Origin of the sequence: Clostridium uliginosum, assembly GCF_900112485.1 — a bacterium.
Lineage (GTDB): Bacteria > Bacillota > Clostridia > Clostridiales > Clostridiaceae > Clostridium > Clostridium uliginosum.
Genome location: NZ_FOMG01000015.1, coordinates 60,239 through 77,580, shown reverse-complemented (window position 1 = coordinate 77,580; position 17,342 = coordinate 60,239). Strand labels below are relative to the sequence as shown.

At 27.6% G+C, this 17,342-nt stretch carries 13 protein-coding genes and 3 pseudogenes; 6 read left to right on the top strand and 10 right to left on the bottom strand.

Annotated features, from left to right (window positions below; all coding sequences use genetic code 11):
- The first annotated feature begins 390 nt into the window (after nt 1-390).
- The 3 genes from BM027_RS10895 (at nt 391) to BM027_RS10885 (ending at nt 2,827) form a co-directional block, all read left to right on the top strand.
- On the top strand, nt 391-1,203 hold the full coding sequence (locus tag BM027_RS10895; RefSeq protein ID WP_090091654.1) for an amino acid ABC transporter substrate-binding protein: 813 nt from the start codon (nt 391-393) through the stop codon (nt 1,201-1,203).
- Between the two features lie 19 nt (nt 1,204-1,222).
- Nucleotides 1,223-1,888, top strand: a complete 666-nt coding sequence (locus BM027_RS10890) for an amino acid ABC transporter permease (protein WP_090091653.1) — start codon at nt 1,223-1,225, stop codon at nt 1,886-1,888.
- Between the two features lie 204 nt (nt 1,889-2,092).
- Nucleotides 2,093-2,827, top strand: a complete 735-nt coding sequence (locus tag BM027_RS10885; protein ID WP_090091652.1) for an amino acid ABC transporter ATP-binding protein — start codon at nt 2,093-2,095, stop codon at nt 2,825-2,827.
- 161 nt (nt 2,828-2,988) lie between these two features.
- Here BM027_RS10885 and BM027_RS10880 read toward each other — a convergent pair whose 3' ends face one another.
- Nucleotides 2,989-3,492, bottom strand: coding sequence for a GNAT family N-acetyltransferase (locus BM027_RS10880; protein WP_090091651.1), 504 nt, complete (start codon nt 3,490-3,492; stop codon nt 2,989-2,991).
- Nucleotides 3,493-3,972: 480 nt separating this feature from the next.
- Here BM027_RS10880 and BM027_RS10875 point away from each other — a divergent pair, with 480 nt between their 5' ends.
- Nucleotides 3,973-4,308, top strand: coding sequence for a hypothetical protein (locus BM027_RS10875; protein WP_090091650.1), 336 nt, complete (start codon nt 3,973-3,975; stop codon nt 4,306-4,308).
- 332 nt (nt 4,309-4,640) lie between these two features.
- Here the strand turns inward: BM027_RS10875 and BM027_RS10870 are convergent.
- The 6 genes and pseudogenes from BM027_RS10870 to BM027_RS10845 form a co-directional block, all read right to left on the bottom strand.
- Nucleotides 4,641-4,754 (bottom strand): annotated as a pseudogene (locus BM027_RS10870) (IS3 family transposase); the annotation flags it as partial.
- A 244-nt stretch (nt 4,755-4,998) separates the two neighbouring features.
- A complete protein-coding gene (locus BM027_RS10865) occupies nt 4,999-6,435 on the bottom strand; it encodes a 6-phospho-beta-glucosidase (RefSeq protein ID WP_090091648.1) in 1,437 nt (478 codons plus the stop codon).
- A 20-nt stretch (nt 6,436-6,455) separates the two neighbouring features.
- Nucleotides 6,456-8,318 (bottom strand): beta-glucoside-specific PTS transporter subunit IIABC, encoded by a 1,863-nt coding sequence (locus BM027_RS10860; protein ID WP_090091647.1) that lies wholly within the window; start codon nt 8,316-8,318, stop codon nt 6,456-6,458.
- Between the two features lie 195 nt (nt 8,319-8,513).
- Complete coding sequence (licT, locus tag BM027_RS10855; protein WP_090091646.1) at nt 8,514-9,350, bottom strand: BglG family transcription antiterminator LicT; 837 nt, start codon at nt 9,348-9,350, stop codon at nt 8,514-8,516.
- A 261-nt stretch (nt 9,351-9,611) separates the two neighbouring features.
- Entirely contained in the window at nt 9,612-10,049 is a 438-nt protein-coding gene (locus tag BM027_RS10850) for a hypothetical protein (protein ID WP_090091645.1), read from the bottom strand.
- 193 nt (nt 10,050-10,242) lie between these two features.
- Nucleotides 10,243-10,548 (bottom strand): annotated as a pseudogene (locus BM027_RS10845) (ATP-binding cassette domain-containing protein); the annotation flags it as partial.
- Between the two features lie 169 nt (nt 10,549-10,717).
- Between BM027_RS10845 and BM027_RS18555 the strand changes: the two are divergent.
- Both BM027_RS18555 and BM027_RS18910 read left to right on the top strand, forming a co-directional pair.
- A complete protein-coding gene (locus BM027_RS18555; RefSeq protein WP_242943315.1) occupies nt 10,718-11,125 on the top strand; it encodes a response regulator in 408 nt (135 codons plus the stop codon).
- Nucleotides 11,098-11,442: a sensor histidine kinase gene (locus tag BM027_RS18910; protein WP_090091643.1), complete on the top strand. Its 345-nt coding sequence runs from the start codon at nt 11,098-11,100 to the stop codon at nt 11,440-11,442. The genes BM027_RS18555 and BM027_RS18910 overlap by 28 nt, the downstream gene beginning before the upstream one ends.
- A gap of 310 nt (nt 11,443-11,752) precedes the next feature.
- On the opposite strand, the gene BM027_RS10830 is transcribed toward BM027_RS18910, so the two are convergent.
- From BM027_RS10830 to BM027_RS18905, 3 genes and pseudogenes are all read right to left on the bottom strand, one after another.
- Nucleotides 11,753-15,634, bottom strand: a complete 3,882-nt coding sequence (locus BM027_RS10830) for an HD domain-containing protein (RefSeq protein WP_090091642.1) — start codon at nt 15,632-15,634, stop codon at nt 11,753-11,755.
- Between the two features lie 77 nt (nt 15,635-15,711).
- A complete protein-coding gene (locus tag BM027_RS10825) occupies nt 15,712-16,248 on the bottom strand; it encodes a DUF4231 domain-containing protein (RefSeq protein ID WP_090091641.1) in 537 nt (178 codons plus the stop codon).
- A 121-nt stretch (nt 16,249-16,369) separates the two neighbouring features.
- A pseudogene (locus tag BM027_RS18905) lies at nt 16,370-17,273 on the bottom strand (transposase).
- Nucleotides 17,274-17,342: the final 69 nt, after the last annotated feature.

The window sequence follows — 17,342 nt, the reverse complement described above, 5'->3', positions numbered from 1 at the left end:
CCAGCAGTATAATCATTGTTTATTCTTCCTCTTCCCATTTTTGCATTAACTGTATTTTTATTAAAATATCTATATTGAACACTATATAGTTTAAATTTTATTATCAAATATCTAAAAATTTTCCTTATTATGTGTTTTCTTTTTATTATATTTACTATAATAAAATTCATTTTATATTATTCTTATTTGTTTACTAGTAATTATTAGGCTTATTTTAGTATTTGATATTATATTTGTCAATATTATTTTTTATTACATCTTTTTGTTTAGCATTTTTAACTCCTTTCTCTTTATTAAAACAATTCAAAAAAATATTGACACATTACAAATTTTATAGTACGATAACTGCAAAACATACTAAACCGATAGGAATTGTAGGAGGGGTAAATAATGAAAAAGAAAAATTTAATTAGTTTATTATTAGTAGGGGTATTATCAATTGGATTAATCGGATGCAGTAATTCTGGGCAAGCTTCAACTAACGATAACAAAAGTAAAGATTTATTAGCAGAAATTAAAGACAGAGGCACTTTAAAAATCGGTACTGAAGGTGCCTATGCACCTTACACATATCACAATGATAAAAATGAATTGGTTGGATATGATGTAGAAATTGGACAAGCAATAGCAAAAGAACTTGGTGTAAAAGCTGAATTTGTAGAAACACCTTGGGATTCATGCATAGCTGGTTTAGATTCTGAGCGTTATGATGTAGTTATGAATCAAGTTGGCATAACTGATGAAAGAAAACAAAAATACGATTTTTCAACACCATATACAGTAACAAGAGCTGTATTAATTGTTGAAAAAAACAATCAAGATATTAAATCATTTGAAGATTTAAAAGGTAAAAAAACTGCACAAGGATTAACAAGTAACTTTGCCGATATGTCTAAAGGTTATGGTGCAGAGTTAGTAGATACTGATGGAACATTTAGTAAATCAATAGATCTTATTAATAATGGCAGAGCTGATGCAACAGTAAATGATGATGTCACTTTTTATGATTACTTAAAACAAAAGCCAGATGCTCCTTTAAAGATTACTGATACCCTTGACAAAGCAAGTGAAAATGCAGTTTTAATGCGTAAAGGTAATGATTCATTTGTAAAGGCAGTTAATGATGCTTTAGCTAAGTTAAATGAAGATGGAACTTTGCAAAAAATATCTGAAAAATACTTTGGAACTAATGTTACTAAATAATTAAAGGAGGATAACTTTTATGGTTATTGATAATCGTATTATTGAAATTATAAAAAGCTCTTTTTTTCCTATGTTTAAAGCCGGAATTATTTATACAATTCCTCTTACACTAGTTTCTTTTGCAATAGGATTATTAATAGCTATGATAGTTGCTTTAATTCAAATTTCAAAACATAGAATTTTAAAACAAATAGCAAAATTCTATGCATGGATATTTAGAGGAACTCCACTATTGGTTCAGCTTTTTATTATATTTTACGGCTTACCTAGTGCCGGAATAAAGATTGAACCTATTCCATCAGCTATAATTGCCTTTTCGTTAAATGTAGGTGCTTATAGTTCAGAAACAATAAGGGCAGCAATTTTGTCAGTTCCAAGTGGACAATGGGAAGCTAGTTATTCATTAGGTATGAATTATATACAGACACTTGTAAAAACAATTCTTCCACAAGCTGCTAAAGTATCAATTCCACCACTTTTTAATTCATTTATCAGCTTGGTAAAAGATACATCTTTAGCTACTAACATAACAGTTACTGAAATGTTTATGGAAACTCAAAGAATTGTTGCAAGAACATATGAACCACTTGTTTTATATTGTGAAGTAGGCTTAATTTATCTATTGTTCTGTACAATCTTAACGCAAGTACAAAAATACTCAGAAAAAAGATTATCTATAGAATAGTTTTCAATTAAGGCACATGAAAGAAAATAACAAGTCCAAGATGCGATGCATATTTTGCATCAAGGAAGGAAGCAAATTGGTTTAATAGCGAGCTATTAGACCAATCTGCTGAAGCAGTATTGTACAAAATAAACTAGAATATTGACTTGTTATTTTTTTGAATGTGCCTAATTTCATTTTTGAAAACTGATACAAGGAGGAAGTATGGTTAAAATCAAAAATTTAAATAAGCACTTTAATAATATTAATATATTAAAAAATATAAATTTAACTATTGAGTCAAACAAAACAACTGTTATTATAGGTCCATCAGGTTCTGGGAAAACTACTTTGCTTCGATGTATCAATCTTCTTGAAACACCTGATGAAGGTATAATAAGTATGAATGATGATATATTAGATTTTTCAAAAGGTGATGTGAATAAAAATGAAATACGAAAATTTAGAAAAAAAACAGGAATGGTATTTCAAACCTTCAATCTGTTCCCTCATAGAACAGCTCTTGAAAACATAATTGAAGCCCCATTAACCGTTTTGAAAACACCTAAAAAAGAAGCTATAAAAGAAGCTGAAATACTTTTAAATAAAATTGGATTATTAGATAAGAAAAATAATTATCCACATCAATTATCAGGCGGTCAACAGCAGCGTATAGCTATAGCAAGAGCACTTGCTATGAAACCTGATATATTACTTTTTGATGAACCCACAAGTGCTTTGGATCCTGAGCTTGAAGTTGACGTGTTAAACCTTATTAAAGATCTTGCAAAAGAAAATTACACAATAGCAATTGTAACTCACAAAATGTCATTTGCCAGAGAAGTTGGAGACGAAATTGTCTTTGTTAATAATGGAGAAATCATTGAAAAAGGAACTTATAATGATTTATATAATTCATCTAATGAAAGGATTAAACAGTTTTTAAATTTACTTAATTAGGGGGTGCTTTAATCCCCCACTAACTTATTTATTGAGTTTTATTTTTGAATTTATTGTAATACTCATACACTCGTTGCAAGTGCAAAAGTTTTTTAATCTATAAATATTGCATTATCTTAAAAATAATATAACTTAAATTATTTAATGATTACCCTAATAACCTATAGTATTTTTTCAAAAGCTATTCTTTTACTTTTATCTTCTAAATAAATTATTCCACAATACTTAAACTTGTTTTTCTTAAGTAGCTTTTGCATAGATATGTTGTCTTCATGTGTATCAACTTTGATACTTTGTACTCTTTTATTCAAACAAAGCTGCTCTATATTTTTAATAATTTGAGATGATAATCCTAATCCCTTATAATTGTTATCAACAGCCATTCTATGAATAACTGCATATTCATTATTACTAATCCATTTACCATCACAGATAGAGTCGTATGTTTTTTCATTATCAAAAGAAACTGCTACAGTAGTAACAATATTATTATCTTTTAACAAGACATAACTATTTTCATCAGCAATATCATTAATTATTGTTTCAATATCCGGATAATTATCCTGCCATTGATTAATCCCATTTTCTTTAAAGTAAGCTTGTGCCTGCTTAATAATATTCATTATATTATTAACATCTGTTTCAACTGCTTTTCTAAATTCCATTTAAATTCTCCTTTTGTATAAACAATCACATCGTCTTATGTATAACTTTTGTATTATCAAAGATATCTCTACATCATTAATCTATCTTAATTTAGTTAAGAGTTCAACTTATTTTTTATTTTTTACTCTATCTAGTTCTATAGTTTCACATTCTTTATAAAGTTTTTCGTTTTGAATTTGCTTTTTTAAATATTCATCAAAATTACTCATGTATATTCCGCCTTATATAATCATTTTTATCTTTTAAGGCCTTACTGATTTCTCTTCGTTGTGTTTGATAGTTTTATTTTTTAAATAAAAAACAATCTTATTAATTGGGTGGTGCAAGTGTAGTTAGTGAATATGCAAAAAATAGTGATGGAAGTCCATTTGTAAATGCGATGATATGAGTAACAGTAGGTTCAATTCCATATGCTCAATAATACACTAATTATAATATGTATTATGCTTTAATACTTTATTAAAAAGGAGAAATAGGAAATGATTATTGAAAATAGAAATTCTTATTTGAAAAATCCATATATAAACAATAGTAACTACACACAACTAAAAAAAGTACTCAATAACAAGAATAAAATTGCTACTGCTGAGAAAAAAAGTGTTAACCTAAGCCCAGAAGATCTTATAAAGAAAAAAATAAAGGCTTTAAATAATCAATTAAATTATATTGAAAATTCAGAACAACAGCTTCAAATTGGTATGTCAGTCTTACATCAAAAAGAGACAGGTTTAAACAATATAACTGATATAGGAAACCAACTTACAGAATTATCTTCACAATATAAAAAATCTGATTTAAGCGAAAAGGATAAGTGAGAAATTGTTTAAAATGCGAGGAATAAGTGCATATATAAATGATAAAAAAATGTTTCAACAGAAAGCAATGTATATTGCTGTTTCTGCATTATACTTTTAATCTTTAAATAGATAAAATGTTGCTATAGTTGTAAATTAGGTTTATTTTTTACAAATCTAAATCATAATTTTCACTAAAATTTCTTTCTTACAGTCAGACCCACTCACATAGTAGCGGTTTTATGTTTCGCACGTGCGAGCTCAATACAGAGTAAAGTCTATAATAAAAACCCATGGCAATCAAAAATTTTGAACTGCCCCCTGTCAAGTAGACAGGCAAAATAATAAAAAAATTATGCTACTAAAGTATGACTTCGATATTCCATTGGAGTCATACTTTTTAATTTCTCCTGTAATCTTTTTGTATTATAAAAATCTATATATTCATCAATAGCTTGTTCAAGTTCTTCATATGCTATCTGAGTCATGCTCTTTACGCCTGTTAAGTATTCTTTTACAACTTTTACTTTAATTTCAGATAGTACTTTTTATTTTCGTCCCAAAACAAAATACCCCCTTTATAAAAACAGTTTTATTATTTTAACTGTCTACTATAAAGGGAGCATATCATTTTCGTGGGTTTCCTGGTGGATGGGAAGTACAACCTTTAAAATCCACTATCCTATTTATATAAATTTCTTTAGCAAAATATCAATCCAAAATAGAACCATTGCTTTCTATAATTTGTTTATACCAATAGAAAGATTTTTTCTTATATCTTTTTAAACTTCCCTTTCCATCATTATTCTTATCTACATAAATGAAGCCATATCTTTTTTTCATTTCACCTGTGGTAAATGAAACTGGATCAATACATCCCCATGTTGTATAACCAATTACATCAACGCCATCAATTTCAATTGCTTTCTTCATTTCCTTAATATGACTTGATAGATATTCAATTCTATATTGATCATCTACAGTTTGATCTTCTCTTAATATGTCTATAGCTCCAAATCCATTTTCTACAATAAATATCGGAATATCGTATTTATCATATAATTGATTTAGATAGTAACGAAGTCCAACTGGATCTATAGTCCATCCCCAATCTGATGTCTTTAAGTACGGATTCTCTACAACATCTGCTTTACCTGCCGAATCATTCCCTGTACGCTTCATGTTCTTATCTGAAGTTACTGTAGTTGTTAAATAGTAACTGCAACCAATGAAATCAACTGTGCCTTCTTTCAAAATTTTCTCATCTTCTTCAGTTATTTTTATGTCATAATTATTTCTTTCCCATAATTTCAAGATATGTTTAGGATATTTTCCCCTAACATGGACATCTGTGAACATTAATTGCTCTCTATTAGCCTCTTCGGCTTTCATAATATCATCTGGATTACATGAATATGGATAGCTAGGCATAGCTGCAACCATACATCCTATCATAAAATCCGGATTGATTTCATGACCAATTTTCACTACTTTAGCACTTGCAATGAATTCGTTATGACTTACTCTAAAAATAACTTCTTCCTTATTTTCTGCTTCTTCATATATTATTCCGGAATTTGTGAAAGCATATATAGGATTACTCGTTATAGTCTGATTATTAATTTCATTAAAAGTCATCCAATACTTAACCTTGTTTTTAAATCGCTCCATAACAGTCTCACAAAAATTAACATAGAAGTCTACTAACTTTCGATTACGCCAGCCTCCATATTTTTTCACTAAATTATAGGGCATTTCAAAGTGGCTTAAAGTAATTACCGGTTGTATATTATATTTTAGTAATTCATCGAATAAGTTATCATAAAACTGAAGACCTTCTTCATTAGGTGTATCTTCATCTCCATTTGGGAAAATTCTAGTCCACGCTATACTCGTTCTAAAACATTTAAAGTTCATCTCTGCAAATAATTTAATATCTTCCTTATAGTTTTCATAAAAATTAATTGCTTCATGATTTGGATAGTTCTTGCCTTCAATAACACCATCTGTAATCTCTCTTGCAACTGTATGTGTTCCAGCTGTCATTACATCCGCTATGCTTACTCCTTTTCCACCTTTATTCCAGCCGCCCTCAACTTGATGTGCTGCAACTGCTCCTCCCCATAGAAAGTTTTCCTTTAAAGACATATTTATACCATCCTTTCTTATTAGTGAATTACTTTTATTACAGATTCACCATTCTTCACTTCTGCATGTTCTTCTATAATTACATCTACAAATTCACTTGTATTAGCAACTATAATAGGAGTAACAGTGCTATAACCTGCTTCTTCAATTTTTTCTTTATCGAAAGAAGTTAATAAATCTCCAATCTTAACTCCATCTCCATTTTTAACATGTGTTTCATAGTACTTTCCATCTAGTGCTACTGTATTAAGGCCTATATGAATTAATAATTCGACCCCTCGTTCAGAAGTAATCCCTATAGCATGCTTAGTAGGAAAAATAGCTGATATAACTCCATTTACTGGGGAAACAACTTCTCCCTTTGCTGGAATAATAGCTAAACCTTCTCCAACAGCTCCTGATGAAAACACCTCATCTTCTACCTCCGATAATTTAATTTGTTTTCCATCAAGTGGTGAAAAAATTTCTTCTATATTACTTTTTATACCAACATTAGCTTTAGAATCATTGCTTTTAAACTCATTAGCTTCTTTCTCCATTTCTTGAATTTCCTCTGGTTTTAATCCAAAGAAATATGCAAGAACTGCTCCTACTCCTAATGCTGTTCCTATTCCTAATAAATATCCGAAGAATGGTGTGTAAACTGGCATTGAGAATACATTGTGAAACACATAAGCATTCATAGTTACTCCAAAAGCTCCACAAATACCACCACCTAATCCTCCTGCAATTGCTAATATAGGTATTGTTTTCTTATACCTTAAAATAACTCCATAAACAATAGGTTCAGTTACCCCTGCTAATAATCCTGTAATAGCTGTTGAGCCAGATAAAGCTTTTAACTTTGAGTGTTTTTTTGATTTTAAAAATAATCCAAGGACAATACCAATTTGAGCAAATACTGCTGCAACTGCTGCTCCTTCTATAGGATCTCCTCCAAGTACTGATAGGTTTTGTAGTGTTATTGGTGTGAATCCCCAATGAAGACCAAATATAACCATAAAAGGCATCCCGCCGCCTAAAATAATTCCGGCTAAAATGTGATTTACATTGATTAACCACATTACAAAATTTGATATAACACCACCAACATTTGTTCCTAATGGTCCAAATAATATCACTGTTAATGGAACCATAATTAGTAAAGAAATAGCCGGTACTAAGAACAATTGTAAATCTTTTAAAATGATCTTTTTTAGGAATTTATCAACAAAATAGTAAATAAAAATAGCTATAAATATTGGAAATACTGTTGCCGCATAAGAAACTGGAATTACTTGAATTCCTAAAAATGTAACTGCATTTTCTGATCCAATTAGAGTTGTAAAAGTTGGTTCTAATAGAGCAGCACCAATAGCACCTCCAACGTATGGATTTCCTCCTATTTTAATAGCTAAAGTAATCCCTAAGAAAATTGGCAAGAAATAAAATACAGCATTTCCGGCCGCAGATAAAATTGCGTAAGTAGTACTAGCATCAGATAACCAACCCACATTAGTTAATATTGTAAGCAATGCTTTAATCATACCAGATCCAGCTAAAGCAGGAATTAATGGTGAAAATGCTCCTGAGATAACTTCAAAAACCTTTGATACTATTGATACCTTCTCTCCTTTTTCCTGTTTAATTCCGCTGGTTAATCCTAATTTTTTAGTAATAGTTTCAAAATAATCTGTTACCTTATTACCAATAACAACTTGATATTGCCCGCCACTATTTACTACAGACAAAACATCACTCATTTTTTCTAATTCAGATTTATCAGCCTTTGATGTATCTTTAAGTTTAAACCTAAGTCTAGTTGCACAATGAACTAAACTTATTACATTATCCTTTCCACCAATATTTTTAATTATTTGCTCTGATTCTCTTTCATACTTCATAGTATGTTCCTCCTTCAAGTAATTTTTTTTATAAAAAAGACCTAAGCTAATATAATTAGTAAAAATGGGATAATTATTTTTACTAATTATGTTAACTTAGGTCACGCCTGCCAAACAGTAACGATCCTTTTTATTTATTTTCAATTTTTTCCTATTATAATTACATTAGCCTATATAACTGTATCTTATAAATTTCTATTTGCTTTTATGACTCAATCTATTTAGATGCAGTGTCAAATATAATAATTCACTTTCAGTGATTTTCCAATCATACGTAGATTCTAGAAACTTTTTTATTTTTACTGAACAATTATAATCATCAGCATACTTTAACTTTATAATAGCTAATAATGAAGTATCTCCATCTACACTTTCACCAGTAAGCTGTCTTTTTACAAAATACCTTAGATGTGTAATAAATCTTGTATAATCAAATGAATATTCATTTATTTCAATTCCATAGTTATACTTAACTATATCTAAAACATTATCTATTATCTTAGTTAATAAAAGTGTTTCCTCCATATTTTTTGTTTCCAAGTGAGCATTCGCAAAATGCAATGTTATAAAAGCTACTTCTGAATCTGGAATGTCCTTACCTGTTTTTTCTTTTAAATAATTTAATGCTTTTTGACTAAACTCATATTCATCAGGATATATCTGTTTAATTTCCCATTGAAGTGGATTACTAAAAACTAATCTTTCATCAATTCTCTTAATCATATAACTTATATGATCAGATAAGGTAATTAAAATATTATCATTTAATTTATAATCCAATAACTCTTTGCCCATTTGTATAATTTCACTAGCAAGTTCAATATGGTTTAGAGGTATTCTATTAACTAATGTGTCAAAGCTATTTAATGATTCGTCATTAGTAAATATAAATTTTTTCTCTATTTTATCTTCTTCAATTAAATCTCTTGGATACTTTTGGTATCCAATTCCTTTTCCCATTACAATCTGTTCTTCATTGAGATCATTTACAACCAGTACAACATTATTATTAAATACCTTCTTGACTTTCATAATAAACCTCCACAAAAATATGCAAAAAAGACCTAAAACTGTAGTAATAATGAGTTATATACTCTCCATACAGCTTTTAGGTCACGCCTGATATATTTATAAATCAGTAACGATCCTTATTCAAATACAATTATCATATTTAGAATATAACATGAAAATGATTTCTTTGTCAATCATATTAGATAATTTTTAATTAAAATTTTTATAAATTTCCCATTACATCAAACTTTTTATATACTAAATAAAGCAATATAACAAAAGCTACTTTCTAATAAATACATTATTGTTAATATTAGCTTTATCCATTACAAAAGTTCTAATATTATCATGAAGTGGACCATTGGTTCCAAGGCTAAAGTAATCAGTGTCTTTAAACTCATCAAATTTATTCTTAAATTGTTCTAAAATCACTTTAGCAGTAGTATCCATTCCAAAAACATCTGCTAAATAAGATTTTGATCTTCCAATAGATGCTACACATATACCAGACCACGCAAAGAAATATGCTACATTCCCAAAAGAGTTTCTAATCATAGGAATAACCTCAAAAATTATAGCTATAACTGATACTATAAAGCAAGCTGGTACTGCTAATATTGCAAACGGTGTTAAAAGAGTTATAATGAATATACTTTTGCTTCTTATTCTATCTAAAAAGTCAGATCTTCCTATACAATAAATTCGATATAACTTATTCAATATTCTCTCCCCTCTTTCCAGAAGTATAATAAATATAAGCATCTTCAAGAGTAGACTGCACAGTCATAGCATCTAATACTGGTTTTGTTTCTGATATTACTCTTACTACCATTCCTTCATTTCTTCTTATGATATTTCCTGTTATGTGTTTATCTTTTATATCTTCAAGCTCACTTTCCTTAGTTAAGCATTCCTATACATTTCCTTCTAATGAATTTAAGAGCTCTTCATTTTTACAGTAGCATATAAGTTTGCCTTTATTCATAAGAACTATTTTTTCTGCTGAAGACTCAACATCAGATACTATATGGGTAGACAATATAATTATTTTATCTTTTGATAAACTATTGATTAAATTTCTAAAATTCATTCTTTCATTTAGATCTAATCCAACAGTTGGCTCGTCCACTATAAGAATTTTAGGATCATTTAAAAGAGCTTGCACGATACCTATTCTCTGCCTCATACCACCAGAATAATTTCCTATACTTTTATTAGCTGCATCACTAAGATTTAATTAATGTCTTATTAATGTAAGCTTAATGAAACATAAAAACTAAAATCTAACTTAGTTATAATAAAATTGAATTAGCTGTTAAACTATGATAATTTAATTATTGATAAGCATTATAATAAAATACAAATATATCAAATAAGAGGTGGAAAAATTGAATTCAGTTTTAGTTGTAGACGATGAAAAAGAAATTGTGGAGCTAATAGATTTCTATCTAAAGAATAATGGATATAATACATACAGATCATTTAATGGTAAAGAAGCATTAGACATTTTTGAAAAAGAACAGATAGATATTATAATATTGGACATAATGCAATATACTGAAAAACAACTATTTGAATTAAGTTCTTCTATAGAATATTCACCCGAAACTCCTTATGTTGGACAAGCATTTCCAGTGGAAGGTAAAAATGGAGAGTCCTATATTTTTCTTTGTAAAATTGATAGACTAAAAGTTGAACATTCATTTATATACAAGCCTAATTTTTCTAGTAAATCAGATAGCTTTCTTTCTTTAAAAGCCTACGGTACATTATATTTAAATTTGATGAAAAACTAATAGATAGAGCAATTTCTAATATTTTTAACAATGATCTAAATCATAATGAAAATTATACAAGTTTAAACATTGAATCTTATTTAAAAGATAATAATGTAATCTTAAAAATTGGCAGTGATGGAGTTGGTATTGATAAGTCAATAAGTAAAACAATATTTGAGCCATTTGTAAAATCAGATAATAGCAATTCCAGCGGAAGTGGCCTTGGCTTGGCTATAACAAAAAAAATCATAGAAAAACATGGTGGAAGCATAAAATTAGTCTCCTCTGAATTTGAAAAAATTTTATTTGTTATTTGTATACCTATTCAGTTTTAGATTTTATAAGGTTAAATCATATAAGTTATATTACAATATTCAAATAATCTTACTATCATTTTCTAGTAATTATATTATATTTTTAAACATAATATCTTTTAGATACAATAAGTAAAAAAAACCACGACATTTCTGTCGTGGATTTCATGGTGGAGGCGAAGCTTGACCTTTGAAATCCACTATTTTTATTAAATTTTTGCCAATTAATCTTTCTAAAATCCTGCATAGTTATAATAAAATTTTATATATACTCTGCTTCAATAACTTTTTATATATTTTGTATAATTTAAATTATGGTTATACACTGATTTTAATCTATCATAAAATTATATATATTATTTAAAATATCTTCTAATAGTAATTTATACTCTTTATTTATTTCTTCTTTTTCCTTACTATTTTGTTTATATGTATAATCAACTATTTCATTTAAATATATTCCTTTTATAAATTGCCTTTTTTCTTTTTGTATTTCTTTGTCAAATTCTTCTCTATTTTCATCCTTTATCATCCCATATTCATAGGATAAATTTTTCACTATTTCAATCCATTTCTCTAATAACTTACTATTAGTTGGAAAAATAATAAACTTCCCTTGATTGATATTTCTAAATTTAGAGTTTTTATAAAACATCTCGTACTCTATTGGAATATTTTCTATTGCAATACTAGAATATTTTTTTACTGCAGGAATACAATAATTATCCAGATCTTCTGAAATCACATAATCCTTTTCTTCTACGTCAACATAATCAAATTTGATTATATCAGCGAAAAAATATAAATTTAGTACTCCATCACTGCAAGATATTTCTTCACATCCTTTATCAACATTTTCCATTTTGGTTTTCCATTTTTTTGAATCCCCGAAATACAAATCCAATGTTTTTATTGGATATATTGAAATTAAAAATGAATTATCCTTGTCTTCTAAGGTCGTCCATTGATAATATACATCAGTAAAATTTTTGATTAACTCTCTTCCAAAATGTAACGGTTTATCTTTATAAAATGCAAAACAACCACACTGATTACACTCTTCATCAGTAAAATACCCATAATCATGGTTTTTAATATACTCATCAGTTAATATTGATACAATTTCAATATATTTATTATCGTTGAGTATATCCTGATGACCATATTTTTGATGATACCTAAAAATCATTAGTATTGGCAATGATGAATAAAATTTCTTAAATGGTCCACTAAAATCATTGCCACGTAAAGTATTAGTTCTTATATTAGGTCGTAAAAATTGTAGTGCATCTGCCCCAATTTCATCAGAAAATGACTTTAGAATTTCTTCAACACTTTTCATATCAAACTTATCAAATTCATTAATGAATTGTAATAATTCAATTCTTTCATTTAAATTACTTAAATAATTCGCTATATAGCTATAGAACTTTTCTTTAACTTCTCCTTTTTCAAAATATGATTCAACACAAAAAATTCTACTTGAACTATTATAAATATTCCAAAGCTTTTGACCTATTCTTTTAGTGAATACCTCTAAAAATAAAACAGCCTCATCTTTGTTATTTATTCCCATATTATTGTCACCATAATAATTTATTGATTTGGGCACAATTTCTGTTTTTATTTCCCCATGTTCAGTATTTTCTTTCATCCATTCTGCAAATGAAATAATTAGTTTTTCTGAAATAGGTTCTAGAAAATTACTATATTTATTATACTTCTCAATTATGTTCTCTTTCTCGAACATTTTCATTACAAAATAACGCATAGCCTTTAATGAAATACTTATCATTTCCTTAAATACTTTAGTGCACTCAATTAGACCTTTTTTAGTAACATCATCACGATTTATCTTTAAATAATCTGAAGTGTTATCAAATGAATAATCAATTATAGCATCACTACCATCAATTAAATACTTCTTTAATTCCTCTTTTAATTCTAATGATTCTACGTTCATACCTTTATATAAGATTGTAACATCTTTATTATAATTAATTTGAGGACTTATATAAAATTTTAATTTATGCCCTGTTTCCTTGTTAGTAGCCAATATAAGCGTCCGATTAGGATTCCAATAAACATCATTATGTTCACTAGAACATTGCAACGTAATTATCATATAATAATTATAAAATTCAAATTCAATAGCATTAGATAATAATTTTCTATTTTTATATTCAAAAACATTTTCTTTTATTTCATTAAATGAAATACTTTTGAATTTGGAATTCATATTGGCTATATATTTTTTATGCAACTTTCCTTCTGGATAATCTATTAATTGTACACTACAAAATGGTTCTATACATACATCTTCAACTATTGATTCAATGTATTTTATAATGGTTCCAACATCTTTGCTATCATTACCATCAATAATAAATTTATTAGGATATTTACGTCTTTTACCATTTTTCTTTATATGCACTTCAATTTTATTAGGATCTAAAACTACATATGTCCTTGTTCCAATATTGCCGTAAGCCAATTCATTTTCTTTTACTTTATCCAACTTATTACATTCAACCCATCCATTATTTTTAGTTGAATTAATTATTATTTCTCTGCCATTTTCATCCTGTACAGTTTTGGTTTGTATGATAACATATTTTGACACTAAAAAAGCTGAATGCATACCTATTCCAAATTTACTTGTCGGTTTTATAATTTGAGGTATAGTATCTATCATTCTTTGGTATTTGTCACTCTTATCATTATGCTCACCGGCAGAGAGAATTCTTTTTTCTAAACACTCTTTTGAAATCCCTACCCCATTATCTTCAAATACAACAATTATCTTATTCTTAAAATAATCCTTTTTCAAATTGTTACTATTATAATACTCTTCGAACTTTGTAAATTCTTTATCGTTATTACAATCAAAAAAATGTATTTTTATCTGGAATTTCTTACACACATCACTATACTCATTTTTTTCATATTTATCGCTTATTATTTTCTTTATATTTTCTTTACTCAATAGATTGAAATCTTCTCTTGTATACGATTCCAGTTCAAGAACTTCCATCCAAGACTTAATTTTTACTGCATCAATTGCATTTTGAAGATACTCCCGTATAAAAGCAAGATTGTTTTTATATATTCCTGCACCTGATATCAAGTCAAATGCTTTTTCACTTGATACTTCCAACATTAAATTTTTATCTATATAACAAGCTTCACTATTAGTTTTATTAACAATAAATGTTAACTTAGGAACAGAAAATATCCAATCTTCTGGAATAATATCATTCAAATACTTTGAAAAATTATTTAATTCGTCTTCTAACCACTTTTTCCATTCTCTTGTTAATCGAACAGTATCATCATTTATACTTTCAGATTTAATATTAATAAGTTTTTCAGTAATTAAAAACTCTTTAATGGATTTATGTTTATTATAATGAAGTGAGCTATCCCTATTTAACTCATTACACGCTGTTTTTAATAACGCTTCATCGTATCTGTCATTATCCAAATCTAGTAAATCGCCAATTCTAAGCAAAACAGCAATAAAACGAGGATGCATTTTATCATTAAATGAACCATTCGAAACTTTTTCCAATTTCATAATTTCTTTAAAATCTGCTTGATGAATCCTGCAAATTTCTCCCAATATATACTCTAAACGTTCTGGTAAAAATTTATTAGGATTTATATTAATATCACTTTCAGTAAAGTTATCGTATATTATATTCTTACTATTCAAAGCATGATCTGTTCTATAGTATGCTGATATAACTCTATTTAAACTATTTAATATATCTAAAGGCCAACTCTTTTTGCTACTATATTTTTGGCATAATTCTTCTATATTAAGACGCTTTGAATCATCAGAAAAATCAGGATTATTTTCTAACGATTTTAAAAATCCAACAAATTTATCACTTTCAAATAAGGCTCTAATTTCTTTGTAGTTTAACGTCATTGAATAGTCATGTAGGTATGCTGACATTAATATAAGATATGTATCTGTAGCAGACAATTGTTTAATTTTATCTTCCCCCAATAATTGCTCAATTGCTGTTATAATTTTTTGTGAATGACTTGAATCGTGTTTACTATATTGAGTAAAATATCTGCTGATATGACCTAATCCATTACAAATAATTGGCTTGTTATAGTCATAGATTTGTTTTAACAACTCATATCTTTTATCTTCTTTACATTTTTCAACTAGATGCTGTTCAATTGTATATATGCCCATCTTCAACCCCCACATTAATATTATCCTTTAAGTTTTTTTATAGGTTTAATTAAAATCTTGCATAACAAAAATTTTAATTATTTACTTTCTGCATTATCAGCTTTACTTTCAGTATTATTAAATTTTCTTTCTACCCATTCTTGCCTTTCATTACCTATTATTTCTTCTATTCTTTCTGCTAATATGCAATTAATATTTTCCCCTCCATAAACTCCACTTTTGCAATTATATAACATGCATTCCTTTTTTATAAGTTCAACATGCTTTCTATATCTAAACCAAGTGTCCTTCATAGTAAATAGTGTCATAAAACTTGTTAGTATTGTTGCTATACTTGAAAGTATTGATACACCTATAGTTATATATTGAGAGTTATCTAATCTTGCTGTTGAACTCGATGAATTTTGTAATAGAAATTCATTTAATATTGGTATTGATGCATTTATCAAAATTAATAGTACACTTATTCCATAAAATAAATTTTTATAAAATGTGGATTTACGTATGTACCAATCTAATAAGTGCTCAATTCTAGCTCTAATTATTCTATCATTTATATTATTAACATAAATATGTATCGATTTTAGTTCTTTCTTCTTTGTATTTATTGACATTTCAAATCCCCTATCCTTAACATTAATTTAGGTTGTTGAATAACTAATTTTTACAAATAGTTATCTAAGAAAATATTCTTAGGAATCATAGATTCCAAGAATATTTTCTAGATTTTATTCCTTACTGTTTTTTATTAAATTCATCTATTAAATAAGCTAATAGAACCCATTTTATATGACGTTCGTATCGGGCTTGCCCATAGAATCTTGGATTTTCTAAATTATATAATCCTTTTAATACAAAGAATAATTGCTCTATTTTTAATCTATTTTTATATAGCTTTTCTCCAATAGGAGATTCAAGAAATAAAGCATTTTCATATCGTTTATCAGTAAACGACTCAATACTTTTAGCCTTACGCATATTTATATCAGTTAACAAATTAAATTCTAGTTTTGAGGCAATTTCAAACCACTCTACTGAATCATATGCTGCGTCTGCAAGTATAAAAAATGGGTTATAAGTTTTAGCTTCATAATAGTAAGTCTAGAACTTGATTATCATAAACATTAGCTGTTGTTAAACCAAAAACTAAAGGAATTATACTATCAGTAACTGTTGCAATACAGTGCAATTTATAATCTTTATAGTACCCAAGACGTGTACCCTTACCGGATTTATCTTCGCTATCGTATTTTGAACTTCTTAAAGCAGTACCATCTATTGCACATAATCTAGTTTTTGGATTGATAAATTCAACAAACATAGCATAAATACCATAGTATATATGTTTCTCTAAAATTTTAGCTCTTAATGAAAATGTAGAATAATCTGGGATTTGATTAAGATGAATTATAGATTGAAACACATAATCTTTTTTTATTTGATATTCAAGTTCTCTTAAACTGAATATACTATTTTTAACGCCGTATAACATACAAGCAACTATTTGTTCATCTGAATACTTACGTGGTCGTCCTTTAGAATTTTGAGTGTTTGAATTTAATTTAGCAAATGCAATTTTAACAGCTTTAAAAATTTTATAATTATCATTTTCGATTTGAATATTTAATGGTATAATCATATTTGAGTCATTCCTTATGTGATGTATTTAGGTTTTTAGCGAAATTATTATATCACAAAGGAATGGCTT